This is a genomic window from Paenibacillus sp. M2, from assembly GCF_046713495.1.
Taxonomy (GTDB): domain Bacteria; phylum Bacillota; class Bacilli; order Paenibacillales; family Paenibacillaceae; genus Paenibacillus; species Paenibacillus amylolyticus_B.
The window spans coordinates 5107557-5132943 of sequence record NZ_CP169648.1; the positions used below are offsets into that span (position 1 = coordinate 5107557).

20 protein-coding genes are annotated in these 25387 nt (G+C 47.1%); all 20 read right to left on the reverse strand.

The window, feature by feature from the left end; genetic code table 11:
• Nucleotides 1-60 precede the first annotated feature (60 nt).
• The gene (gene sigE, locus ACETMN_RS23665; RefSeq protein ID WP_017687308.1) at nucleotides 61-783 is read right to left on the reverse strand and encodes an RNA polymerase sporulation sigma factor SigE; all 723 of its coding nucleotides are present in this window, start codon (nucleotides 781-783) and stop codon (nucleotides 61-63) included.
• Nucleotides 784-794: 11 nt separating this feature from the next.
• Nucleotides 795-1775, reverse strand: a complete 981-nt coding sequence (gene spoIIGA / locus ACETMN_RS23670) for a sigma-E processing peptidase SpoIIGA (protein WP_091014080.1) — start codon at nucleotides 1773-1775, stop codon at nucleotides 795-797.
• Nucleotides 1776-2036: 261 nt separating this feature from the next.
• On the reverse strand, nucleotides 2037-3152 hold the full coding sequence (gene ftsZ / locus ACETMN_RS23675) for a cell division protein FtsZ (RefSeq protein WP_017687306.1): 1116 nt from the start codon (nucleotides 3150-3152) through the stop codon (nucleotides 2037-2039).
• A 150-nt stretch (nucleotides 3153-3302) separates the two neighbouring features.
• The gene (gene ftsA / locus ACETMN_RS23680; protein ID WP_074095848.1) at nucleotides 3303-4589 is read right to left on the reverse strand and encodes a cell division protein FtsA; all 1287 of its coding nucleotides are present in this window, start codon (nucleotides 4587-4589) and stop codon (nucleotides 3303-3305) included.
• A 293-nt stretch (nucleotides 4590-4882) separates the two neighbouring features.
• On the reverse strand, nucleotides 4883-5650 hold the full coding sequence (locus tag ACETMN_RS23685; RefSeq protein WP_091014077.1) for a cell division protein FtsQ/DivIB: 768 nt from the start codon (nucleotides 5648-5650) through the stop codon (nucleotides 4883-4885).
• Nucleotides 5651-5708: 58 nt separating this feature from the next.
• Nucleotides 5709-6992, reverse strand: coding sequence for a UDP-N-acetylglucosamine 1-carboxyvinyltransferase (gene murA / locus ACETMN_RS23690; RefSeq protein ID WP_091014075.1), 1284 nt, complete (start codon nucleotides 6990-6992; stop codon nucleotides 5709-5711).
• A 17-nt stretch (nucleotides 6993-7009) separates the two neighbouring features.
• Entirely contained in the window at nucleotides 7010-7915 is a 906-nt protein-coding gene (gene murB, locus ACETMN_RS23695) for a UDP-N-acetylmuramate dehydrogenase (protein WP_091014073.1), read from the reverse strand.
• A 149-nt stretch (nucleotides 7916-8064) separates the two neighbouring features.
• Complete coding sequence (gene murG / locus ACETMN_RS23700; RefSeq protein ID WP_091014070.1) at nucleotides 8065-9174, reverse strand: undecaprenyldiphospho-muramoylpentapeptide beta-N-acetylglucosaminyltransferase; 1110 nt, start codon at nucleotides 9172-9174, stop codon at nucleotides 8065-8067.
• Nucleotides 9175-9182: 8 nt separating this feature from the next.
• Complete coding sequence (spoVE, locus tag ACETMN_RS23705) at nucleotides 9183-10280, reverse strand: stage V sporulation protein E (protein ID WP_091014067.1); 1098 nt, start codon at nucleotides 10278-10280, stop codon at nucleotides 9183-9185.
• Nucleotides 10281-10328: 48 nt separating this feature from the next.
• Complete coding sequence (murD, locus tag ACETMN_RS23710) at nucleotides 10329-11750, reverse strand: UDP-N-acetylmuramoyl-L-alanine--D-glutamate ligase (RefSeq protein WP_105599704.1); 1422 nt, start codon at nucleotides 11748-11750, stop codon at nucleotides 10329-10331.
• A 3-nt stretch (nucleotides 11751-11753) separates the two neighbouring features.
• The gene (gene mraY, locus ACETMN_RS23715; RefSeq protein ID WP_047843751.1) at nucleotides 11754-12722 is read right to left on the reverse strand and encodes a phospho-N-acetylmuramoyl-pentapeptide-transferase; all 969 of its coding nucleotides are present in this window, start codon (nucleotides 12720-12722) and stop codon (nucleotides 11754-11756) included.
• A 12-nt stretch (nucleotides 12723-12734) separates the two neighbouring features.
• Nucleotides 12735-14147 (reverse strand): UDP-N-acetylmuramoyl-tripeptide--D-alanyl-D-alanine ligase, encoded by a 1413-nt coding sequence (locus tag ACETMN_RS23720; RefSeq protein ID WP_341074262.1) that lies wholly within the window; start codon nucleotides 14145-14147, stop codon nucleotides 12735-12737.
• A complete protein-coding gene (locus ACETMN_RS23725) occupies nucleotides 14147-15634 on the reverse strand; it encodes a UDP-N-acetylmuramoyl-L-alanyl-D-glutamate--2,6-diaminopimelate ligase (RefSeq protein ID WP_411735205.1) in 1488 nt (495 codons plus the stop codon). Before ACETMN_RS23725 ends, ACETMN_RS23720 begins: the two co-directional genes overlap by 1 nt.
• Nucleotides 15635-15774: 140 nt before the next feature.
• Nucleotides 15775-17727 carry a stage V sporulation protein D gene (locus ACETMN_RS23730; protein ID WP_411735206.1) on the reverse strand — a complete coding sequence of 651 codons (1953 nt, stop codon included), beginning with the start codon at nucleotides 17725-17727 and terminating at the stop codon, nucleotides 15775-15777.
• Nucleotides 17728-17821: 94 nt separating this feature from the next.
• Nucleotides 17822-20164, reverse strand: a complete 2343-nt coding sequence (locus tag ACETMN_RS23735; RefSeq protein WP_411735207.1) for a penicillin-binding transpeptidase domain-containing protein — start codon at nucleotides 20162-20164, stop codon at nucleotides 17822-17824.
• A 12-nt stretch (nucleotides 20165-20176) separates the two neighbouring features.
• Complete coding sequence (locus tag ACETMN_RS23740) at nucleotides 20177-20605, reverse strand: hypothetical protein (protein WP_036614881.1); 429 nt, start codon at nucleotides 20603-20605, stop codon at nucleotides 20177-20179.
• 27 nt (nucleotides 20606-20632) lie between these two features.
• A complete protein-coding gene (gene rsmH, locus ACETMN_RS23745) occupies nucleotides 20633-21583 on the reverse strand; it encodes a 16S rRNA (cytosine(1402)-N(4))-methyltransferase RsmH (RefSeq protein ID WP_091014057.1) in 951 nt (316 codons plus the stop codon).
• Between the two features lie 18 nt (nucleotides 21584-21601).
• Nucleotides 21602-22039: a division/cell wall cluster transcriptional repressor MraZ gene (gene mraZ / locus ACETMN_RS23750; RefSeq protein ID WP_091014054.1), complete on the reverse strand. Its 438-nt coding sequence runs from the start codon at nucleotides 22037-22039 to the stop codon at nucleotides 21602-21604.
• A gap of 273 nt (nucleotides 22040-22312) precedes the next feature.
• Nucleotides 22313-23578: an adenosylhomocysteinase gene (locus ACETMN_RS23755; protein ID WP_091014053.1), complete on the reverse strand. Its 1266-nt coding sequence runs from the start codon at nucleotides 23576-23578 to the stop codon at nucleotides 22313-22315.
• Between the two features lie 44 nt (nucleotides 23579-23622).
• On the reverse strand, nucleotides 23623-25254 hold the full coding sequence (bshC, locus tag ACETMN_RS23760; RefSeq protein ID WP_091014051.1) for a bacillithiol biosynthesis cysteine-adding enzyme BshC: 1632 nt from the start codon (nucleotides 25252-25254) through the stop codon (nucleotides 23623-23625).
• Nucleotides 25255-25387: the final 133 nt, after the last annotated feature.

Below are 25387 nucleotides of genomic sequence, written 5' to 3' on the forward strand. Positions count from 1 at the left end.
GCTTTTTTATTCGTACTTGGCACCCTTGCCAGTAATACCCATTCTGACCAATGATGTATTTCAGACCATTTTATTGAACTCTTTGCGGAGTCTTTTAATGATTCTTTTTTCGAGACGAGAGATGTAGGATTGGGAGATTCCGAGGAGATCTGCTACATCTTTTTGTGTCTTTTCTTCCCCATCCGTCAGGCCAAAACGAAGCTCCATAATCATTCGCTCGCGCTCCGTTAATTTTTCCAGTGCCTTGTGCAGAAGTTTTCGGTCTACCTGCTCTTCAATATTCCGATAGATTGTATCGTTTTCTGTACCCAATACATCGGATAATAATAGTTCATTTCCATCCCAATCAATGTTGAGCGGTTCATCAAAAGAAACTTCAGTTCGGATCTTACTATTACGTCTTAGGTACATCAAAATTTCATTTTCGATACAACGTGAAGCATAGGTTGCCAGTTTGATTTTCTTTTCCGGGTCAAATGTATTCACTGCCTTAATCAATCCGATGGCTCCAATGGAGACCAAATCCTCAATATTGATTCCTGTGTTTTCAAATTTGCGTGCAATGTACACCACCAGACGCAAGTTGCGCTCAATGAGCATCGCGCGAATGGCCGAGTCTCCCGAAGATAATTTTTGCAGCAAAAATTCTTCCTCTTCCCGGGTCAATGGCGGCGGAAGTGCCTCACTTCCCCCAATATAATAGATCTCTTCGCTTTTGAGTCCCAATAAAAATAACAGACGGTAATATTGCAGCTGCGCCACCAGTTTCCATTTCACAAGCATGTACGTTCCTCCTATACCACATTCAGCGGCTTTTCTGTTGCTCCCGCAGAGAGAGCCGTAGACTGCGCAGAAGCAGCGTCTTGCACAAGTTCAGGATGAATCACGGCCTGGTATTTCCCATCCGACGACAAAACACCTCCATCCAGCCCAATAAGTACCCTTGTCGTCTCATAACATGTTTCCTCCATCGTCACCTTCACCCGGTCCGGCTTCATTGCCAGCATAAACGCAGTCCCTTTGTTAATGCCCCGATAAGGCACTAGCCGCAGTCGATCCTGCCACTGAAAACTTTCCTGATCAAGCTCCAGAATAAGGTTGTCCGGCGCCTCGTCCTTGAGTCTACCCTTCCATGAAGCAGGTAACATGTCTTGCCATAACGAAACCTCCATCACCATGACCGGCATGCGCGATAAGGGATCTGTAAGTTGATTGCCCGTATCCAGAAGGCCTGTACAAGAAATGACTACCTCATCGATGCAGACCTCAACTTTGCCCAAATAGGTCGTCATGCGATCCGTTTTCCGTTTTGAACTCTGCACAGCTTTAAATAAAAACAGGACAGCAAAAAATACGATAAACGTGAACCAGAAAGCAATTTTCAGATCAAATGACATACCGCCAGAAGCCGTGAACCAAATGCCGTTAAACAACTCACCGGAGCTCTGAAGCATGTAATGCACACCCAGAATACCTCCAGCAGCGACAAAATTAATCACATAGAAGGTACCCAGCGTCCTCGCAAAAGCCTGCAGACCTTTAAACCCAAAAGCAATCGTAAGCATGACCAGCGAGAACCCGAACTTGATCAAAAAGGTGAACATAAAATCAAACTCCGGTACAAACATCATGACAACGTATAATGCACCGACAATGGCTGACAGCAACCATCGCCACCAAACCAGCTTTGTCTTGCGCATCCAGGCGGTCATTCCGATGAGTGCACCGTCAATACACAGGTTTGTCAAAAAAATTAGATCCACATAAACAACCAAAGTCTTCACCTGCCTGCGCGCAACATATCGAAATACCGGTACCCGATATCCTGATATTCATGAGCATATTCACAAGTATACGGAGCCCCCTGTTCAAAGTCTGTCTAATCATGGGGGTGTGGTTCCAACTTTTTTTGTCGGAATTGCTCAGGCCCTTTGTTCAGAATTTGTTCATTGCTGTATGCTATGATATCTAAATAAACAGAAAAAACCCGGTCACTCCATAAGGAGTACCGGGTTTCCAATACATTGATTTGCGTATTAATCGTTGTTATTATTGCGTGAACGATTGCGTAAAAATGTCGGAATGTCCAGCTGATCATTGCTCGGCTGATTTCCAAAAGGACGCAGGTTCGGCGAACGCGTATCTGTCGTCTCCGCTGTTGCTGGAGCTGGCTTACGTCCTGGTGGTGGTGGAGCAGGTTTATCTTCAAAACCGGTTGCAATAACTGTAACCTTAATCTCCTCTTTCAGGTCTTCGTCAATGATGGCACCAAAGATCATGTTTACTTCCGGGTCGGAAGCAGACGTTACGATCTCTGCCGCTTCATTCACTTCATACAGGGACAGATTAACGCCACCCGTAATGTTCATGATTACCCCGCGAGCACCTTCAATAGAAGTTTCAAGCAAAGGACTCATAATGGCTTTACGTGCTGCTTCTGCGGCACGATTCTCACCAGTTGATTCACCAATCCCCATAAGGGCTGAACCACGTTCATGCATAATCGTTTTGACGTCAGCAAAGTCAAGGTTGATCAGACCCGGTACAGCGATCAAATCAGAGATACCTTGTACAGCTTGACGAAGTACGTTATCCGCTTGACGGAATGCTTCAAGCATAGGAGTCTTTTTGTCTACGATTTCGAGCAAACGATCATTAGGAATCACGATCAGTGTGTCGACTTTTTCCTTGAGAGCTTCAATACCTTGCTCTGCATGACTGGAACGCTTGCGTCCTTCAAATGTAAATGGACGAGTTACGACACCCACTGTAAGTGCACCACACTCTTTAGCGATTTCGGCAATAACCGGAGCCGCACCTGTACCTGTACCGCCGCCCATACCGGCTGTAACAAATACCATGTCTGCACCTTTCAACGTGTTCATGATCAGATCTCGGGACTCTTCCGCTGCTTTTTTACCTACATCCGGGTTGGCACCAGCACCAAGACCACGAGTCAATTTATCACCGATTTGCAATTTATGCTCGGATTTCGCCAGGTGTAACGCCTGCGCATCCGTATTTACCGTAATAAATTCAACACCTTGTACACCATTTTCAATCATACGGTTGACTGCATTGCTTCCGCCGCCGCCTACACCGATGACTTTAATTTGAGCCAAGCTCTCCATCTCGAAATCAAATTCCAACATATTATTCCATCTCCCCCTCAATGTGCATGGATGGCCCGTCCAATTTTTGATTTGAACCGAATCAATTTCATATATCGACGAACGAAAGCGTTTATTTTAGTACCGGCGCATTCAGACGGCTTCAAGAATGTATGAAATGGATCCAACCTGTTATATAAATTCGCTGAACATATTCTTCAGCCGCTCGAACAGACCGGGTTTTTGCTCCGATTCCTGTGCCGTATTTGGCTTCGGACGGTTGGTCGGTTTCTTGTTGTTATTATTGTTGTTGTTATTATTTCCACCGCCGTTATTGATCGAGGGACGAATGCGCAAACTGCGAATTACACTGTGCAATATGCCGACTCCGCTTGTAAACCCGGGGTCACGCACACCAATATAATCCGGAACTGCGACTCGTACCGAAGCAGCAAGCTCATGCTGAGCGACCTGCAGAACCCCCGGCATAGAGACCGTACCTCCCGTTAGTATATAACCTCCAGGAAGCTCGTTGTAACCAAGACGCTTCACTTCTTGGGATATCATCTGGAATATTTCTTGAACCCTAGGTTCAATAATTGCTGCCAGATCCTCCTGTGAAAACTCCTTGTCTACATTACTGCCAATTCGGGTGACTTTGAACATCACATCCGCAGCAGCATCATCCAACCAGGCGCAGCCATATTTCAGTTTCACTTTCTCTGCCTGATCCGTTAACGTGCGTAAGCCATAGGCGATATCATTTGTTACGAATTCCCCACCTATAGGCAATGTTGATGTTGCAACAAGACTGTCTTCTTCAAAAATGGCGATGGTTGTTGCACCTGCTCCAATATCAACAAGCACTGAACCCATCGTTTTTTCATCTTTGGACAAAGCCAGTTGACCCGCTCCAAGCGACATGAGAACCAGATCGCTTACTTTCAGACCCGCTTTTTCCACGCAGCGCAAAAGATTATGTATCGCGGTTTTTGCACCCGTTATGATCGTTGCTTCAACTTCCAGACGAACACCAATCATACCACGGGGGTCCTGTATGCCCTCCAAGCCATCTACAACATATTGCTTGGCGACAACATCAATAATTTCCCGTTCCGGCGGAACTGCAATGACTTCGGCTGCTTTCAACACCCGTTCCATGTCTTCTTCTCCGATTTCACGATCCTCGTTAGACACAGCCACGACGCCGTGACTGCTCATCAGTCCGATATGATTTCCCGAGATTCCAACATACACTTCGGATATTTGAATACCTACCATACGTTCTGCATGATCCACTGCGTTGCGAATCGACTGCACCGTCTGATCGATATCTACGATTACACCTTTGCGAATTCCCTCCGAGTCGGCAGATCCAACTCCTATAATATTAAAGGTTCCATTATTCATTTCCCCAATAATAGCGCGAATTTTGGATGTACCGATGTCCAAACTAACAATGATGTCATTGTTGCTCAAGTCTGTGGCACCTCCTGACTCCAATAGTAAATTACGTTCGAATTTAAACACTCTTAAAACATATTCAACACACTTCAGGCTTTCCCTCTTTTTTCTACAATGTTTTTGGGTGTCAAAATCTGGTTGCCAGACATAAAACATTGAAGAAAAAAGAAGGAGGCAACTCATGTGCCATAAGTTCAAGTGTATCATTTTTTCTTCATCTCAGAAAGAACAAGTTTCATTGCTCTGACGGGGTCAAACCCCGACCTGCCTAGGCTTTCATATTCAGTCCAGCCTCATTATGGCAAAGATCAGGGGGTTGCTCCTGGTTCAGCATCATCTTCCGGGTCATCCGGGATGAAAGGGACATAGGTATCTGCCTCAAGCATGGTGATTTTCCCAGGCCGTTCGGTCTCAATCACCTGATTCAGATACTCCACTTTATCCGATAAAAGAGAGACGGTTGTAATCACTTCAAACTGTGATTTGGTATACATCCGAATCTGATCCGGAAATGAAGGCGTTGGATTGGGAATAATTTCCGAAATATCCGTCGTCAATTCATTCGGAATTTTAGCCAGTGTCTGGCTCAGTTTGGCTTTGAGTGGATCATCAGCCTTCCATTGGGTCAATATGGGCTTCTCCACAGCAACACCAATTGTTGCCGGAACCGTCAAGCTTGTCCCACTGGCTAATATCGCTTTTAACGTACCGTCAGAACCAAGCTCATAAGCAACCGTGGCATATTCCTGAACCTTGATATGGATGATACCCGGGAATTGCTTGTCCACGGTAACGGTGGAAATCGCCTTGATGGTCTTGAGACGCTCAATAACCTCGGCAGTACTTGTCCCAAAAAATTGTTCGCCTTCTTTCAGCCCGCTTTTCTCCAGCAGTTCTGAAGTTGCTGTATATACATTACCCGTAATTTCAATTGCCGAAATCCGACTCATGGAAGAACGAAAGAATAATACAGCGAGCAATACAATAAATAATAATAAGAGAATAATTACAATTTTTCGGCTTGTGTTTCCTTTTGGCCGATTCTTCTTCAGAACCGGAATTTGACTTTTAGGCATAAGTAGCGCTCCACAAAGCCTCAGGTCCCCTCCCTTCAAGAAGGGGACGCCAAGGACGTTAATTGGCAAAATCCAACTGTTTCGAAACGGACGACTGTCGCTCAACCGATGCTCCAAGACTTTGGAATAACTTCTCGATCTGATCGTAGCCCCGGTCAATATGATGCACTTGCTCCACAACCGTTTTGCCTTGAGCAGCCAGACCAGCAATGACCAGAGCTGCACCTGCACGAAGATCGGTTGCTTCTACTGTAGCCCCGTACAGACGGGGAACACCACGGATAAATGCTGCGTTCAGATCGACTGAAATATCAGCCCCCATCACATTCAGTTCATCCACATGTTTGAACCGACCCTCGAATACCGTTTCCTTCATCACACTGAATCCGTCTGCCAGACTGAGCAGCACCATGATTTGCGATTGCAAATCTGTCGGAAACGAAGGATACGGAGAAGTCACAATACGGTCTACTGATTTGGGACGGCTCATACAGCTCACCGTCATTATATCATTGCAGACTGTGATTTGAACACCAGTGCGCTTCAATACATGTATAAGTGAAGTAAGATGAGCAGGATTGCAGTGTGTAAGCGTAACATTGCCTCGTGTTGCTGCTGCTGCAATCATCACAGTTCCGGCAACGATTCGATCCGGTATAATCTCATAGGAACAAGGCTTCAGTTTCTCAACGCCATTGATCGTGATTGTATCCGTTCCTGCACCAATAATGCTTGCACCCATAGCATTCAAAAAGTGTTGCAGGTCCTGTATTTCAGGTTCTCTTGCCGCGTTGCAGATGGTTGTCGTCCCTTTAGCCATAACGGCTGCCATCATAATATTCTCGGTCGCACCCACACTCGGGAAATCCAAAAGAATATCTGTACCCACCAGATTACGTCCATGACAGATAATCTGTTGGTCCTGCTCTTCAATCAAAGCTCCGAGCGCTTCCAGGCCCCGGAGGTGAAGATCAATTTTGCGTTCTCCGATGGCACAGCCTCCTGGCTGATACACTGACACTTGCCCAAACTTAGCCAGCAATGGTCCCATCAAAAAAATGGAAGAGCGCATCTGCTTCATTAGATCTTCTGGCACATCATATGACCGGATAGACGAGGTATTAATCGTCACTGTTCCCTGTTCATGCCGACACGTGCATCCAAGCCGTTCCAGGATATACAGCATCACTTCAATGTCCAGCAAGTGTGGAACGTTATGCAGTGTAACTTCTCCATCTGCCAACAAACTTGCGGCCATAATCGGTAAAGCGGCATTTTTTGCTCCATGGATGCGTATGGATCCTGAGAGGGGTTTCCCGCCTTCAATCACCAATTTGTCCAATGTATCACCTCCGGGGTTTACCGCTCACCCACTACGAAGACTTCCGGTACCAGGTTAATACCGTTTTGAGATGATATAGTGCTCTGTATCTGCTGCATTAGGGTGATAACGTCCTCTGCTGTTGCTTGGCCTGTATTGACAATGAAATTGGCATGCATGGTGGATACCTGTGCGCCTCCCTGGGTCATTCCTTTCAGCCCTGCTGCTTCAATCAGGCGGGCTGCATGATCACCCGGTGGATTTCGGAATACACTACCTGCACATGCCATCTGCAGTGGCTGTGTGCGGCGCCGGCGATCTTTGTAAGCCGCCATGGTTTCCGAAATGACGTTACGCTCTCCATGCTGGAGTTCAAATGCAGCTTCCAGCACAATGCCTCTCCGATCATGCAGAACAGAGTGGCGGTAGGCAAAATCCATGTCCTCCTTGCTGTAACGTACCAATTCCCCTGTCTCCAGTACAATCTCAGCGAATTTGAATATCCGTGACACATCCGATCCATGCGCGCCTGCATTCATGTACACAGCTCCACCGACAGTGCCGGGGATACCGCTGGCGAATTCCAGACCGACCCATTCCTTTTTGGCAGCAACCACACTGAGTTTAACAAAAGAATGCGCCGCTCCGGCGGTTACACCACCTTCGTGAAATTCGGCATAATCAAAGCCCTCGCCTGGTTTCACCACAACACCACGTATTCCTTTGTCTGACACCAGCATGTTTGAGCCCCGTCCAAGTTGCATCCACGGAATCTGATACGTGTGAAGCAATTGAACGAGATTCATCATCTGCTCTTTATTCTCGGGAATGACCAGTGCATCCGCAGGACCGCCGATCTTCCATGTGGTGTATTTGGCTAGTGATTCGTTTTCAAGAACTCTGCCAACATTATTCTGGGATAGTAACGATATCCACTGATGCATGTTTGCTTCCTCCTTTGCTTCAAAACCGATGAGCACGGTATGTTCTGTTGTGACAGACCGTGTTCTGGCGCCATGGAACGATGGTCACGATTTATACGGTATCTTATGTCAGCCCCGTCTTGTGTGTGACAATCGCCCACAATCGCACTTTATCGGCGTGCAGCAAGACGCTGAATTTCATGAACAAGCACTTCAGCTGCATCAGGTTTCCCCAGTTTCCTAGAGGCTTCAGCCATCCGTTTGCGTCCCGATTCATCATTCATAATCTTGGCGATGGCTTCATACAGGACTTTGCCTGTAAGATCCTTCTCCAGCATCGTGAGTGACGCACCTCCACCTTCAAGCGTGCGTGCATTGGCTTCCTGATGATTATTAGTCACGTTAGGTGAAGGAATCAGGATCGAAGGAATACCCAGTGATGTGATCTCCGCAAGGAATGATGCACCTGCACGGTTTACAATCAAGGATGTGCAGGCAAGCACCTCAGGCATATTATGCACGTAAGGCAGGACATGCAGGTGGTTTGGCATCGTACCCAATGAGCTGCGAATGGCTTCACGCGTTTCATCAAAATAGGTATCCCCTGTCACGTAAACTACATGTACATCGTCCAGTTGTTCCAGCATTGGAGCCATGTCCACCATGGCCTGATTGATTGCTTTTGCCCCGCGACTGCCCCCAACCACAAGAACAACACGGCTATCCATCGGTACACCTAATGTGGCAAAACCACGATCACGGCTAGCCTGGGCTACCGTAGTCGCTCGCGGATTACCGGTATAGATCACCTTTTTTGCGCCGGAAAACGATGTTTCAGAACCTTCAAAGCTAACGGCAACCGTGTCCACATAACGCATCAAAAATTTGTTCGTCAGACCAGGAATGGCGTTCTGTTCATGAATTATACTCGGAATTCCCAGTTTTGTTGCTGCATATACCACAGGTCCACACACATATCCACCTGTACCAATCACAACATCCGGTTTAAATTCCTTCAGCATTTTTTTGGACTTGCGTACACCTTGAATGAAACGCATGACCGTTTTCAGGTTGTCGATGGACAATTTCCGTCGAAAGCCGGTAATATCAATGGATTTAAAAGGAATATTTTCTTGGGGAACCAGTTTACTTTCCAGCCCTCTGGTTCCTCCGATGTACAGAAATGTCGAGTCCGGGTTCTCCGCCTCGCATTGTCTTGCTATGGCAACGGCCGGATAGATATGTCCACCCGTACCGCCACCGCTTAGAACGACTCGCATCGCATTAGTCACCTCGCATAACGGGATAAATTCACTAAAATGCCCAGTGCTGTGAGCATGAGGGTTAATGATGATCCGCCGTAACTGATCAGGGGCAATGTAATGCCCGTAACAGGCATCATGCCAATGACAACACCAATGTTAATAATGACCTGTACGGCGACCATACCTACGATACCAACACCAAGCAGACTGCCAAAGGCATCCGGAACGGTCATGGCTACACGCATTCCTCTCCACACCAGCACCAGAAACAACAATAATACAATCATTCCACCTATAAAGCCGAGTTCTTCGGCCAAAATACTAAAAATAAAGTCCGTTTGCGGTTCAGGTACATAACTGTACTTCTGCCGGCTCATACCCAGTCCCAATCCCGCCAGTCCACCAGGACCAATTGCGTATAAGGATTGAATGATCTGATATCCGGCACCCAGCGGATCGGACCACGGGTCCAAAAACGCTGTGATACGCTGCAACCGATAGGGTGCTGCTGCAATCAAAGCTGCAAACCCCGCTACGCCGCCAAGAGCAAGCAAGCTCAGATGTTTCATTCGCGCTCCGGCTGTAAAAATAATAAGCATCGATGCGCCCATCATCACGGTGCCAGTCCCTAAATCAGGTTGCAGCATAATAATCCCAAAAGCCAGACCGATCAATCCCAGCGGTGGCAGAAGCCCCGTTGTGAAGTTTTTGATTTTACCCGGTTCCTTGCTCAGCCAGTGAGCGAGAAACAGAATCATGCCCAGCTTCATGAATTCCGAGGGCTGAATACCGAACGAACCAATGCCCAGCCAACTTCGTGCACCACCGCGAACCACACCGATTCCAGGAATGAGCACCGCAATGAGCATTATAAAACAGGCAATCAATATAGGCTTGGCATATTTCCTCCACACCCGGTAGTCTACATTAGCAGTTACGAACATGGCCACAAGCCCAAGCACCGCAAACAGGGCCTGTCTTTTTACAAAATAAAATGAATCGCCATAGTCATGAAAGGCAAGCACCGAGCCCGCACTATATACCATAATAATGCCGATGGCAAGCAATGCCAAAATACAAATCAGCAACCAAATATCTGGTGCCGGTCGCGTCTGTTTCATCAGGAGGCCACCCCTTGCATGGAAGTAGGGGCTTTTCCACCCCCCTACTTACAAGTTATGCGCCGCCTCTTTAAAAATGCGTCCCCGCTCTTCATAGGAAGCAAACATGTCCCAACTTGCACATGCCGGGGATAACAAAACGACATCACCGGCACTGGCAAGCTTCGATGCTTCCTGCACAGCAACGGTTAACGTCAGGGCAGCGTCCTCCTCATTATCGACGACCTTAATTTGCTTTAATCCGGCAAGTTCCGCGACCTTGGCAATTTTTGTCCGTGTCTCTCCAATTGCAACGACAGCTTTTACCCGTTCCTGGAACAAGGGCAACAGCTCCATCATGTCTGATCCACGATCTAGCCCTCCGGCAATTAATACAACTGGCTCCTTGAACGAGTTCAGAGCCATGACCGTAGCCTTCGAATTGGTCGCTTTGGAGTTGTTGTAATACGCAGCGCCATTATGATCTAGTACATATTCAAGGCGGTGTTCAACTGCCTTGAAGTCTGCGAGCGGCGCTGCCAGTACCGCTGGATCAGCTCCTGCAGCCACGGCAATAGCCACAGCCGCCATTGCATTTTCCACATTAAATCGTCCAGCTATGCCAATGTCCTCAATATCGATGATCATGTGCTGATCTCCGTTTTCATCCGCGTAGATAATCTGGCGCTTCACATCATCCTCTTCTCCATCCACATAAGGTGGATCTGCATACACACCTGTATCCAATTTCTCAATCATTGAGAAGGGAAGCAATCTGCCTTTGATGTAAGGAACCAGACCACGACATACCGAATCATCCCAATTCAGGATGGCTACGTCATCAGGCTGCTGATTGGCGAACAGTTTGGCTTTGGAAGCCACATAATCATCCAGATCCCCATGATAGTCCAGATGCGTCTCTGCAACGTTAAGCAAGCTGGCGATCCGGGGACGGAAATCAACCGTTCCTTTGAGCTGGAAACTGCTAAGCTCAACAACCATCCAGTTATCTGGAGAAGCCTGCTCTGCCGCTTCACAGAGAGGTGTTCCGATATTACCGGCAACGATCGGTTTGAGGCCGGCATGCTCCAACATTTTACCCACCCAAGTGGTCGTTGTTGTTTTACCGTTGGAACCCGTAATCCCGATCATGGGTGCAGCACATAGATGATAAGCTACCTCTACTTCGGTCACCACTTCAATGCCCAATGCCATAGCTTGCTGCACAGGAGCTGCATGGTATGGGATACCCGGGTTTTTAACGACCAGCTTCACACCACTGTGAATCAGATCATCCGGATGTCCTCCGCATACAACAGAAATTCCCAAAGCCTCCAATTCGGAAGCTTCGGGACATTGATCTCTCTCTTTTTTATCATTTACTGTAACCTTCGCTCCGGCGCGATCCAGCACTTTGGCGACCTGTACGCCACTTTTCGCCAATCCGAGCACGACTACTTGTTGTCCGCGATATGATTCAGGATGATTCATGATCTACAACCCCTTGTTGAGATAAAGTCCAAGAGCGGCCAAAATTGCGCCTACCGCCCAAAAGGTAATAACAACCCGCCACTCTGACCAACCACTTAATTCAAAGTGATGGTGAATGGGGCTCATTTTGAATACACGCTTGCCACGAGTCTTGAAAGATACCACTTGAATGATGACAGACAGGATCTCGATAACAAAAATACCGCCAATGATGACAAATAGAAGCTCTGTCTTGGTTACAATGGCTACCGCACCAATCGCACCACCAATACCCAGAGAACCGGTGTCTCCCATAAACACTTTAGCCGGATGTGCATTGTATACCAGAAAACCAAGCACAGCTCCGATCATCGCTGCTGCACACACTGCTGCCGGCATCGACGTCGCTTGCATCGCCACAATGGCAAACGCGCCAAAGGCAATCGCACTTACCCCTGATAGCAAACCATCCAGACCGTCGGTAAAGTTAACGGCATTGGTAATAGCAAGCATCATGAATACAACAAACGGATAATAGAACCATCCGGTCCAGTCAAACGAGAATGACGTACCCGGAATAGAGATGGCTGTGCTGTGTCCATTCTGGATCAGCAAGAAACACATCACTGCACTGAAGAACAATTGACCCAGCATTTTTTGTCTGGCCGTCAGTCCCAGCGAACGTTTGAACACAATTTTGATGTAGTCATCCAGGAAACCTATAAGCCCGAATCCCAGCGTAGCCACAAGCAAGACATAAAAGTCTGTATTCTTGACTGCCGAAAATTTCAAAAAGGCCAATGTGAACGCAACCAAAATGACGACACCACCCATTGTAGGTGTTCCGCTTTTTTTCAAATGGCTCTGAGGCCCATCTTCCCTAACTTGCTGTCCGAATTTCATCCGGCGTAACAGCGGAATCAGGAGCGGTGCGGCAATCACCGCCAGAATAAATGAAACGCCGATTGTTAACAGTAATACCTGAAAATCCATGGGTTCACCCCTCTAGTCTACTCGATTCTGTAATGGTGCTATTTGTAGTGCTTCGACCACGTCCTCCAGCTTCATGCCTCTTGAAGCTTTGAACAAGACAACGTCTCTGGGATGTAGTTTCTCCAGTAGATAACGGGTCATTTCTTCTTTATCTATAAAAGCATGCACAGCCTCTGCCGGCATATGCTTTCTTGCTCCTTCAGCAATATGTGCTGATAGGTGACCATATACGAGCACCATGTCCATTTTGGCAGATGTAATATACTCACCAATTCCAAGATGCAGATTCTGTTCTTCAGGTCCAAGTTCAAGCATATCACCAAGCACAGCCACTTTCATGCGGTATCCTTTCAGACCCTCTAGTACATCAATTGCGGCCTTCATGGAGGTTGGACTTGCATTGTATGCATCATTCAGCAGGGTTAGACCACTAACGCCTTGAGTAACCTCAATACGCATGCCTGTCAGTTTCAAGCGAGACAATCCCGCTGCAATCTGCTCTGTCGTCACTTTGAAATGACGGGCTACAGCCAAAGCAGCCAGACAGTTAACGACATTATGCGTTCCCAGCAGAGGTAGCGTAAATGCATGTTCTCCAGACTGTTTGGTGGTGAAAACTACACCGTTCTGCGCATTCATAATTCCGGTAGGATAGTCATCATTATCGGTTTGCAGACCAAATGTAAACCGCTGCAATCCCTCAGGTTGTTTCGTTGCGGGCTCTTCAAGGACTTGTGCAATTAAAGGCTCGTCTCCGTTGTAGATCAGTAACCCGCCAGGCTTCAATCCCGCGGCAATCTCGGCTTTGGCTCTGGCAATCTCCAATCTGGACCCCAGCTGAAGCAGATGAGATTCACCAATATTGGTTATAATCGCTACATCTGGCTGAGCAATAACCGACAAATCGTTAATTTCCCCGCGACCACTCATACCCATCTCCAAAATGATAATCTCGGTATCCGGGTCCATGCTTAGTACAGTCAGTGGTAAACCAATGTGATTATTAAAGTTGCCTTGTGTCTTATGCACTTTGAACGTCGTTGAGAGAATGGCATCCACGATGTCCTTTGTTGTTGTCTTGCCGTTGCTGCCTGTGATGCCGACTACAGCCGCTTTATTCTCCGTTAGATAAGCCGATGCGAGTGCTTGCAGTGCGACAAGTGTGTCGTCAACAACAATGACAGCTCCTTGTGGCGGAATACCATGATCCTTTTGCCAGATCGCGCCTGCAGCCCCCTTCTCTAGACAGGCTTGCACAAATTCGTGTCCGTCAAACCTTTCACCCACTAGCGGAATAAATAAACTGCCTTCCAGAGGTTTACGCGAATCGGTAAACACCCCTTCGACCATTACATTGCCATGAGCGGCAACATCACTTAATGTTCCTCCACACATCTCGGCCAATTGTGCCAATGTTCTTTTTATCAATTGGATTTGCCCCTTATCGCTTCTTTGGCTATGATTCGGTCATCAAAATCGGTTTTGGTTGTGCCGATAATCTGATAGGTCTCGTGACCCTTGCCCGCAATCAATACTACATCGGCTGGGCTTGCCATTTCAATAGCTTCATGAATCGCCTGGCGTCGATCCACAATCATCGTATAACGTTCAGCAGGAACGGATTCTTCAATCAGGCCCTGTTCAATGTCTTTGAGAATCAGATCCGGATCTTCTGTCCGTGGATTATCGGAAGTAACCAGTACAAAATCACTATAATTCGCAGCAATTTTCCCCATGAGAGGACGTTTGGTACGGTCCCTGTCACCACCACAGCCAAACACGCAGATTACACGCCCTTCAGCAAATTCTTTCACCGTCCGCAACACATTCTCCAGTCCATCCGGTGTATGGGCATAATCGACAATAACAGCAAATGGCTGTCCTTCGTCCACTCCTTCAACACGTCCATCCACGCCCGGAACCGTCTCCAGACTGCGCTTGATCTCTTCCAGCGGAATACCTTCCACCAGCGCTGCAGAGATTGCTGCCATTGCATTGTACACATTGAATTTGCCTACCATGCGCAAGCGAATATCCGCGCTGCCTGCAAATGTATCCACGTGGAAGGAAGTTCCCTGAGACGTGATTGAGATTTGGGATGCGCGTACATCCGCCTTTTCACCCATGCCATATGTAATCACTTCAGCCGCAGTCACAGAGATGAAATAATCCGCTGCCGGGTCATCTGCATTGATAACAGCGAATTTACGCTGTGAGACATCTTCCGTATAACCGTTACCCAGTCGTGCAAAGAACAATCCTTTGGCCCCGCGATATTCCTCCATTGAATGGTGGTAGTCCAAATGATCCTGCGTCAGGTTAGTGAATACCGCAGTACGGAAATTCGTTCCCTTTACTCGCCCTTGTTCCAACGCGTGAGAAGAAACTTCCATAACACAGCAGTCCGTACCCTTCTGAACCATATCATGCAGACTACGCTGCAGATCAAGCGCCTCTGGTGTTGTTCCTGACATCGGGTAGGTGCGACCGTCATACCGCATTTGAATGGTACCGATCAATCCCGTCTTGCGCCCGTAATCACTCATGATTTTTTCAATTAAATAGGTGGTCGTTGTTTTTCCGTTCGTTCCCGTTACACCAATCATATTCATCTTCTGGCTTGGCGAGTCAAAAAAGAAATCTGCCAGAACAGCCATCGCAAATCGGCTGTCCTTCACCAGCAATTGTGGTACAGGCAGATCCAGCTGCCGTTCAACCACCAATGCAACTGCACCTGCATTTACAGCTTTTTCTGCATAATCATGACCATCTACCGTATGTCCCGGAAGACAGATAAACAGATCACCCGGTTTTACCTGCCGGGAATCTGTCTGAAGGTTTTGGCATTCTGTATTTGATTCGCCCACGAGGCGGGCGGTGGTCAGCATCGATGCAAATTGTTTTAAAAGCACATGAATAACCTCACTTTTCCAATTATACTTCTGTTTTAACATATGTCTGTATTTATTAATATCGTCAATACAACCCAATAATGAAACGCACCTGGATGAATTTTGTTGCGCTAGAAGCTTCAAACTACCCCTAAGCCCCGTTATTCATCCTTTGTGTGATCATGTGCATCGTTCAGTACATTCCCCATATAAATGCGGATGGTTGATCCCTGATCTACCCTCGCCCCAGGCTTAGGTGCCTGATTAATTACGTATTTACCACTGCCAGACTTCGCCAGCATAAAATTCATGTTCAGGTCTTCGTACAGATCTTCAACAGTAGCTCCTGTCAGGTCTGGGACTGTCACGATTTTGGTTTCACCATACTTGTATTCTTTGGCGACCTGATCCTTCCGCACAGGGACATTCATATAATGCAACGCATCTTCAAGGATGTTCTGCACAATCGGGGCGGCAACCACGCCTCCGAACTGAATTCCTTTGGGATTATCCACAGCGGTATAGACTACAATCTGAGGGTCATCTGCAGGTGCAAATCCGATAAAGGATACGATATGCTCGGTTGAGGAATAACGTCCGTTGATGACCTTCTGGGCTGTACCTGTTTTGCCACCGACCCGGTATCCATCAATGAACGCTGGACGTCCTGTGCCTTTGGCGACAACACTCTCGAGTGCTTCACGTACTTGCTTGGACGTATTCTCCGAGATCACCTGACGAACCAGTTCCGGCTTGGCTTCTTCCATGACTTCTCCCGTCACCGGATGAACCCACGCTTTTGTAACATAAGGCTTGTAAAGTTTACCCCCATTGATGGCCGCTGACACAGCTGCTACTTGCTGAATGGGCGTTACCGATACACCTTGACCAAAAGCAGTCGTTGCAAGCTCGACAGGTCCCACTCTGGACAGTTTGAACAGAATTCCACTGGCTTCTCCGCTGAGATCGATCCCTGTCTTGGTACCGAAACCAAAATCTTTAATATAGGAGAAGAGCGATTCTTTGCCCAGCCTCTGCCCCAAAGCCACAAAGCCCGGGTTACATGAGTTCTCCACAACTTGTAAGAAGGTCTGACTTCCGTGGCCGCCCTTTTTCCAGCAACGCAGACGGGCTCCACCCACCTCAACATATCCGGGATCAAAAAATTGATCCTGTTGCAGATTGACCTTTTTCTCTTCAAGCGCTGCTGCCAAAGTAATGATCTTAAATGTGGAGCCGGGCTCGTAGGTCATCCAGATCGGTAAATTACGATTGTATATCTCCGCTGGATATTGCTGATAATCGGCAGGTTCGTATCCCGGCCTGCTGGACATCCCCAAGATTTCACCCGTTTTGGGATTCATCGCTATGGCCAATGCTGAGTTCGCCTGGAACTTCACCATGGCCTGATCCAATTCTCTCTCCATGATGGACTGAATGGATTTATCAATGGTCAGCTTGAGGTTAAGGCCGTCCTTCGGTTCCACATACTTCTCGGATGAGCCCGGCATTAGCCTTCCGGCCGCATCGGACAAGTAGGACACACTGCCATTCAAACCATTCAGCTTCTCATCATATTTCTTCTCGACACCTGTTAAGCCCTGATTATCAATGCCCGTAAAACCAAGAATATGGGCAGCCAAATCATCATAAGGATAAAAACGTTTATTGTCCTCAGCAACAACGATACCCGGAAGCTTCAAATCACGGATGCGCTGAGCTTTCTCCATCGTAATTTTGCGGCCGCCGGGTTGTAGTCGTACAATGAGTTCTCGTTTCTTGATGGTTGCGAGCACTTTTTCTTCCGTCATCCCAAGCAATGGGGCCAGCGCTTTAGCTGTCTTTTCAGCTTCTTTAACCTGAGCCGGAATGGCCATAATGGTCGGTGTTGTCACATTATAGGCCAGAGAGGTTCCATTTCGATCCAGGATCTCCCCCCGCTTGGCTGAGTAAGGAATATTACGCCGCCAGGATTCTTCTGCTTTTGCTGACAATTCAGGGCCTTCCCCGAGCTGTACATAAGCAAGCCTGATCATCAGGGCCGAAAATAACAAAACTAAAATCATTAAACTCCATAGCAACCTGCGCCGCAGATTTACGCTTGATCCTTTCACGAAAAGATCCCCCCACTCGTCCCAAAATCATGACATTCGTTCCATTCATGAATATTCAGGACAACCGGGGGTTAGAACAAGCTGTCAGAGCTCCCTATGGAAGCGAAGCTCCGTTTGTGGCTGGATCATTAGAGGATTCGGATTCATTGGCAGGAGCCTTGTTGTTATCTGTTTTATCTGTTTTGTCTGTTCCGTCGGTTTTACCTTCTCCGCCCGAAGGCTCTTGTTCCTCCACTTCAGCTTCTGACGACGGATCAGAAGAGATCGGAGCCTCATCGGCTATACCTGTCACTGCAGCTTTGGCAGTTTGCAAGTTCAACTGCACAGTTCTCTGCTCACCTGCGACCTGCTCGGTTTGCTTCACGACATAGCCCTCACCCTTGACCGTAACCCCCACCTTCATGAGAGAAAGCACTTCAAGGGCATCACGGAGAGATTCACCTGTTAGATCGGGAATCTTCATCTTGCTGCTTTCTTCCGTTAGCAGATAGATTCGTTGTCCTGGATTCATAGAAGCGCCTGCAACCGGATACTGCCGAATTACATTATCACCTTGACCAAGAGTCACATAAGCAATACCTGCGCTTAGAAGCTGGCTTCTGGCCTGTTTGGCTGTCTTGCCACTCAAGTCAGGTGCCTTGGCTTGCACGACAGAGACTTCTTTTGACTTTTTGTCAGGAGTTTTGGCTGTATCTTTGGGTATTCCCATATATTGAAGAGTCTGGCTGACAATCTTTTTGAACACCGGTGCAGCTGCGGTTCCTCCCCCAATGTTGGTTCCATCCGGTTGGTCAATGACAACAAGTATAGCAATCTTAGGATTATTCACGGGCGCGAATCCAATAAACGATACAACGTCTTTTGACTTGCTGTATGCTCCATTAACAACCTTTCTTGCCGTACCTGTCTTACCAGCTACACGGTAACCTTCAATATAGGCGTTACGACCAGTACCAATCGTTTGGTCTGCAACCACTTGTTCCAAATAACCACTCACCAGTTTAGAAGATTCCTTGGAAATCACCTGACGAACAACTTTAGGTTTGATCACTTCCGTTGTCCCATCATTCGGGTTCTTGATCTCCTTCACCAGATGTGGCTCCAGCAATTTGCCGCCGTTGGCGATCGCAGAGATGGCTGCGACCTGTTGAATTGGTGTTACCTGTACAAGACCATGCCCATAGGCTGCCGTGGCAATCTCAGATTTGTATACAAGTGGCTTGATCGGTGACGCTGACTCATTCGGTAGATCAATACCTGTCTTTTTACCAAAACCGAATTCGTCTATGTAATGACGCAGACGTTCACCACCAAGCATGTTATAACCCAAGTTAACAAAGGCAATGTTACTTGACCGTTTGACACCTTCAAGATAAGATATCCAACCATAGGCATGTCCATTATCACTAATTGGGAAACCACCGATATACATGCGTTTGGATTCGAAACTTGCATTGGGATCGAAAAGTTTTTCTTCTACAGCCCCTGCCAGCGTAACTATTTTGAATGTACTACCTGGCTCATAGATGGATTGAGTAGCATGATTGATAAAATTCTTTTGATCAGGTGTACTCCCATACGAATTCGGGTTAAAAGTTGGCCAATTCGCCATGCCTAGAATCTCCATCGTGCTCGGGTCTGCTGCAATGACCGTCATACTCAGTGGATTATATTTGGCAACGGCTTCTTTCATTGCATCCTCAATGTAGAACTGGATCGTGTCATCGATGGTTAGCGTAAGGTTTTTACCATTCTGAGGTGGCAGATAGTTATCCTGTGAATCCGGAAGTTTAATGCCTTTGGCATCCTTCTGATAATTCAGATATCCGTCTGTACCAGTCAGTGCTTCATCATATGAGACTTCAAGTCCATTGACAGCTTTCCCATCACGGCTCATATATCCCAAGAGGTGAGAGGCAAGTGTTTCTTCAGGGTAAAAACGCTTCGACTCCTGAGCCATCACAATTGCATTACGCGCCTTATATTCATCTTGCAGTTCTTCACGCAACTCGTTGACTTGTGCAGCAAGTTCAGGACTTATCTTATATCCTTCACTGCGTACTTCACGTTGCTGATAGAAGACTCCATCTTTATTTTTGGCTGTGACCAGAGCACGCATCTCACTCTCATTTTTCCCAAGAAGGGCAGAAAGTTTCTCCGTAACAACATCCTGAATTCCAAGTTCATTAATTAATAACGGATTAACAGAAACCGTATACGCAGGCGCGTCAGTAGCCAAAATGTTACCATTTCGATCCGTAATCGTTCCACGTGCAGCCTTAATCGTCTGTTCCCGCTCTACCAAACCGGCTGCCCGTTCCTGCCATACACCGCCATTCACAACTTGAATGAAAAAGATTCGGGTTACGAGTACAAGAAAAAAGAGGGTAATACATCCCCCTATAAGCAACGTGCGCATCTTTATTCTTTTTATCATCGGAACACCTCTTTACTTACTGCTTGCTGTATTCGAGGACGACTCAGTACCAGTTGATTTCGTACTTGTTGAGCGAGGTACATAAATGACATCCTTACCGGAAGCTTCAACGTAACCAAGTTGTTTTGCATTTTCGATAACCTGGTTGTTCAATGTTTCTTTTTCCACCTGCAGGTCTGCGATCGTCTTTTCATACACCTTGATATCCGAAATAGTGGACTGCGCCTGCTTGTTCAGATCGTAGATATGAGCATAACGAGACATCAAGGCTCCTCCAACAAGGATAACTGCAACCAGGGTAATCAGATACAAAATCTTCTCGCGCGCCGGAAGACCCGTACGACGGGTCACCACTTTGGTGGTTTCTTTGTATCGTTGCTGGGTCACACGTTCCTGGGACGCTTTTTCTTTTACAGCGAGATTACCACGTGTATATGCCATACTCCGATTCTCTCCTCCACTCTTGATCTACAATTTCTCGGCTACGCGCAGCTTGGCTGAACGAGCACGTGAATTTTCGGTCAATTCCGTTTCCGTTGGAATCAACGGTTTTCTGTTAACTAATCGCAGGGTCCCCTTGCCGCCGCATACACACAACGGAAAATCGGGTGGACATGTACATTTTTCCAGATAACTGCTGAAAATCTGTTTACATATCCGATCCTCAAGGGAGTGGAAGGTAATAACAGATACACGTCCTCCTGGTGCCAGACAACGAACAGCCTGATGCAAACCTTCCTCAAACGCACCCAACTCATCGTTGACAGCAATGCGTAGTGCCTGGAAGCTGCGTTTGGCAGGATGTCCACCAGTACGTCGAGCTGCCGCCGGGATGCCTTCCTTGATCAGTTCCACGAGTTCACCTGTCGTCTCAATGGTAGACTGCGCTCGTTTTCCGACGATAACACGGGCAATTCTTCTCGAAAACTTCTCTTCACCATAGCGATACAAAATTCGAGCAATCTCTTCTTCTGGCCACTCATTCACAATCTCTTTGGCCGTCAGCATTGCATCCTGGTCCATTCGCATATCGAGCGGAGCATCGTGATTGTAACTGAATCCACGTTCTCCTTCATCAAATTGCGGAGATGACACACCCAAGTCGTACAAAATACCGTCGACCTGTGGCACACCATCCATCATTGGTACATCCAGATCCTTGAGTACCTGTTCCAGATCCCGAAAATTGGTTTTCACCAATGTTACACGTTCTCCATAAGCAGCGAGCTTCTCGCGAGCATTATCCAAAGCCCAATCATCCTGATCAAGTGCGATCAGACGTCCCCCTGGACCGAGCTTGGAAGCAATCACGGAGCTATGTCCGCCACCGCCTAAAGTGCAGTCCACGTATATACCGTCCTGCTTGATGTTTAATCCCTCTGTTGCCTCTTCTTTGAGTACGGTTATGTGGTGAAACAACCTGCACCCCTCCTGACTTTATAAATCAAAATTAAAATCGACCAGCTTTTCGGCAATGTCGTTGAATGCTTCTTCGGATTGATTGAAATAACTCTCCCATATGCCTTTGCTCCAAATCTCCACCCGGTTCGACACGCCAAGAACAACACAATCCTTGTCCAGCTTGGCATACTCTCTTAAATTGCCCGGCAGATTTACCCTGCCCTGTTTGTCCAGTTCACATTCGGTTGCACCCGAGAAAAAAAACCGGGTAAACGCACGTGCATCAGATTTCATCAATGGCAGTGCTTTGAGCTTCTGTTCCATGACCCCCCACTCCTCCATGGGGTACACGAAAAGACACTGGTCCAAACCCCGTGTGACAACGAAAGACGATCCCAGAGATTCGCGGAATTTAGCCGGAATGATAACCCGACCCTTATCATCAATGCTATGTTGGAACTCCCCCATAAACATTGGCCCACTCACTCCTCACCCGTTTCTCCCACTTTGCCCCACTTTCCACCACCTAAGCATAATAGATTCGCACAAAAAAATCAAAACCCTTCTTGCATGACTTGATTTTTTAATTTTTCAGCATAAAAAAACGTCCTTGATCCTGTCACTCAGGATCAAAGACGCTTCCCGTAAACGGGCAATCGTATGTCTACCCGCACATGAGCCATATCATCAATAAACCATTCTATACCTATTGAATCATTTCATCAGCTTGTAATTATTGGATAGTGCTTAAAATTTCCAGCTATCCAGGTATTTCACTTGCTCAGTTGACAAGGAGTCGATGCCAATATTCAGGCTTTCAAGTTTATAGCTGGCAACCTGCTGGTCAATATCATAAGGTACATTAACAACGTTTTTACCCAAGTTTTCATAATTCTCACTCACATAACGCAGACCAAGTGCCTGCAAGGCAAACGTCGTATCCATGATTTCGGCAGGGTGACCATCTGCTGCACCCAGGTTCACAAGACGACCTTCTGCAAGAAGGTACATCTTACGACCGTCTTTGAAACGATATTCCTCAATGTTGCGGCGAACTGTGCGAATCGATTCCGAACGTTTAGCCAGTTCAGGTTTATTCACTTCAACATCAAAGTGACCTGCATTACTCAGGATCGCTCCATCCTTCATCACATCGTAATGCTCCCCTGTGATAACATCCTTATTGCCTGTAACCGCAATAAAGAAATCGCCCAATTTGGCGGCTTCCACCATTGTCATGACCCGGAACCCGTCCATGTGTGCTTCTACCGCTTTGATTGGATCGATCTCGGTTACGATCACATTCGCACCAAGACCTTTGGCGCGCATCGCTACACCTTTACCACACCAGCCATAACCTGCTACCACTACGTTTTTACCAGCGATAACCAAGTTGGTTGTACGAATAATTCCGTCGAATGCAGATTGTCCTGTACCGTAGCGATTATCGAACAGATACTTGCAGTATGCGTCATTAACTGCAACCATTGGAAACTTCAATTGGCCTTCTTTCGCCAATGCTTTCAAACGAATAATACCCGTTGTCGTTTCTTCTGCTCCGCCGCGAATTGTTGCTGCGAGGTCAGGGCGCTCGGATGCAATAATGGTTGCAAAGTCTCCGCCATCATCAATAATGAGATCAGGCTTCACTTCAAGGGCACGCAGTTGCAAAGATTTGAATTCCGCAGGTTCCGGATTGTATTTCGCATATACTGTAACACCGTCTTCCACTAATGCTGCGCAGACATCATCTTGTGTAGACAATGGGTTACTGTGCGTAATCGTTACTTCCGCCCCACCCGCTTGGATCACTTTTGCCAAGTAAGCTGTTTTTGCCTCCAGATGAAGACAAATCGCGACCTTCAAACCTTTGAAAGGCAGATCCTGTTCGAATTGGCGACGAATGCGGTTTAATACCGGCATATGTGCCTCTACCCAGTCTATTTTCAGATGACCCTCTGAAGCGAGTCCCATATCTTTAACAATACTGTTTTGCAACGCAGGTGTAGTCATTTCATATCCTCCTTGTTTATGTGTTTCTTCTATTATAAAGAGCTCTATAGTGCAATAACCTTGTGCTCTCCAAGGAATTCACTTGAGGCCTTAATCAGTTCATCGATCCACTCGGTGCCATAACGATTCAGGTAAAAGAGTGCATTATGTACTCGTTCCTGTGGTTTGCCCATTGGGAATAAGGAGTTTTGAATGCCGTTCCAGTGCCTTAGACTCACATGGTGTTTATCTTCGATAGCTTTGTGAGTCTGCTGTTTCAGATACTGCATTTGCTCGTTGATTTTACTCAAATTGGTATCGCCAATTCGTTCCAGCCCAGGATGAATCTCCGCAATCTCATCTAGCAACGGTCCATACAGATCAAGAAACGCCTCCTGAACCTTGTCAAACTGTTCATCTACCTGGAACGTCTCCTGCTGTGCGAGCCACTGCTCCTTCTTTTTTTCCATATGATATTGAACATCCTGAAAAGAAAGTCCATATTGTTTCATATGTTTGTGATGAACATCTTCCATAATGGTGAAAGACAACCGCGGCAACAAAATGGGCATTTGCAGGCCGAACTGACGGAATGCTTCCCGAGTCAAACCCCAATATGCAATTTCACCTTGCCCCAAAATAACAGCGGCTACAGGCAACACGGAATCTTGCATTAATGGTCGTGTCAATACGTTGTTACTGAAGCGCTCCGGATGTTCTCCCAGTTCCTGAAGCAAACGTTCCTCTGTGAAAGAAACCAAACCTTTGCGATCACTATATAGACCGTCCTTCAACAACAAGAGCAGACGCGTACCTTCATGAATATAGAACAGATTGGCTCCATCCTCCGCTACTTCTGCAGGCATAGCATAACCAGCTTGTTGTACCAGCGAAGCACCTTGTGTGTATGCGCTGCGCAGCACTTCATTTTTTCGTATCAACCGCTCAAACACGGGCTGTTCCAACCTGCGTAAATCTGGATCCGATGCATCCATTAGAACAAGTCCACTACTGGCAAACAAGGCAGATATCATGCGAGCAAACGCATCACTCAGATTTGAACTGGATTGATGGATCTCTGTGATGCATTTCATCAGTCCTGGTTTATGTATCGTATCAGGTAAAAGATGTTCCACCTGTTCGAGTACATTCACCCACTGCTGCGAATCCACATGAACATTACTCACAGAATCCCTTCCTGCGAATCGTCCTTGTAACTTAACCTTCTTCATGTCTCCCTGATGATCAGGTAGATAAGTGTGGTTAACCTCATCCCAGTCATGGTCTTCACCGGCAATCCAAAATACTGGGACTACCGGGCGTTGAAGTCTTTCTTCCGCTTCACGCGCAGCTGCCACTACGCTGGCGGCTTTGTATATGACGAACAGAGGTCCGGTCAACAGACCGCTCTGCTGTCCTCCTGTAACCACTAGTGCATCTTGTTCTGCAAGACGTGTGATGGACGCATGAACCTCTCCATGGTCGTTCACCCGCTTATTATATATACGTAAATACTCTGCCAGATCACGACGATCAATACGTGTGTTTTCCGATTGATCCACCCACTCGGCACGCGCCTGAAGTCCTGATTCCCAGCGAATGTCATACTCGTAAAGGCCACGCGCAGCGTCTCTTGAACAGATATAATCTTCTGCAAGTCTTGATCCGCTGCGGAGTGCCTCGGTAATACCGTTCATGAGGTCTGCCTCCTATTCTGCTTCAAAGAGCCTTTCTTGATTGTACCGAATTCAAGGCCGCTTCGTCAAAAGAAAGTGATCAAAATACGAAAAAAACCGCCGAACGAGTCGGCGGCATTTAATACATCAATAA

Excerpts from the sequence above, each read along its gene's own strand:
- ACETMN_RS23735 (WP_411735207.1), bottom strand. The coding sequence starts at position 20,164 with ATGATAAAAAGAATAAAGATGCGCACGTTGCTTATAGGGGGATGTATT.
- ACETMN_RS23685 (WP_091014077.1), bottom strand. The coding sequence starts at position 5,650 with ATGCCTAAAAGTCAAATTCCGGTTCTGAAGAAGAATCGGCCAAAAGGA.
- ftsZ (WP_017687306.1), bottom strand. The coding sequence starts at position 3,152 with ATGTTGGAATTTGATTTCGAGATGGAGAGCTTGGCTCAAATTAAAGTC.
- sigE (WP_017687308.1), bottom strand. The coding sequence starts at position 783 with ATGCTTGTGAAATGGAAACTGGTGGCGCAGCTGCAATATTACCGTCTG.
- murG (WP_091014070.1), bottom strand. The coding sequence starts at position 9,174 with ATGCGAGTCGTTCTAAGCGGTGGCGGTACGGGTGGACATATCTATCCG.
- mraZ (WP_091014054.1), bottom strand. The coding sequence starts at position 22,039 with ATGTTTATGGGGGAGTTCCAACATAGCATTGATGATAAGGGTCGGGTT.
- spoVE (WP_091014067.1), bottom strand. The coding sequence starts at position 10,280 with ATGAAACAGACGCGACCGGCACCAGATATTTGGTTGCTGATTTGTATT.
- ACETMN_RS23740 (WP_036614881.1), bottom strand. The coding sequence starts at position 20,605 with ATGGCATATACACGTGGTAATCTCGCTGTAAAAGAAAAAGCGTCCCAG.
- mraY (WP_047843751.1), bottom strand. The coding sequence starts at position 12,722 with ATGGATTTTCAGGTATTACTGTTAACAATCGGCGTTTCATTTATTCTG.
- ACETMN_RS23755 (WP_091014053.1), bottom strand. The coding sequence starts at position 23,578 with ATGACTACACCTGCGTTGCAAAACAGTATTGTTAAAGATATGGGACTC.
- murB (WP_091014073.1), bottom strand. The coding sequence starts at position 7,915 with ATGCATCAGTGGATATCGTTACTATCCCAGAATAATGTTGGCAGAGTT.
- bshC (WP_091014051.1), bottom strand. The coding sequence starts at position 25,254 with ATGAACGGTATTACCGAGGCACTCCGCAGCGGATCAAGACTTGCAGAA.
- murD (WP_105599704.1), bottom strand. The coding sequence starts at position 11,750 with ATGAATCATCCTGAATCATATCGCGGACAACAAGTAGTCGTGCTCGGA.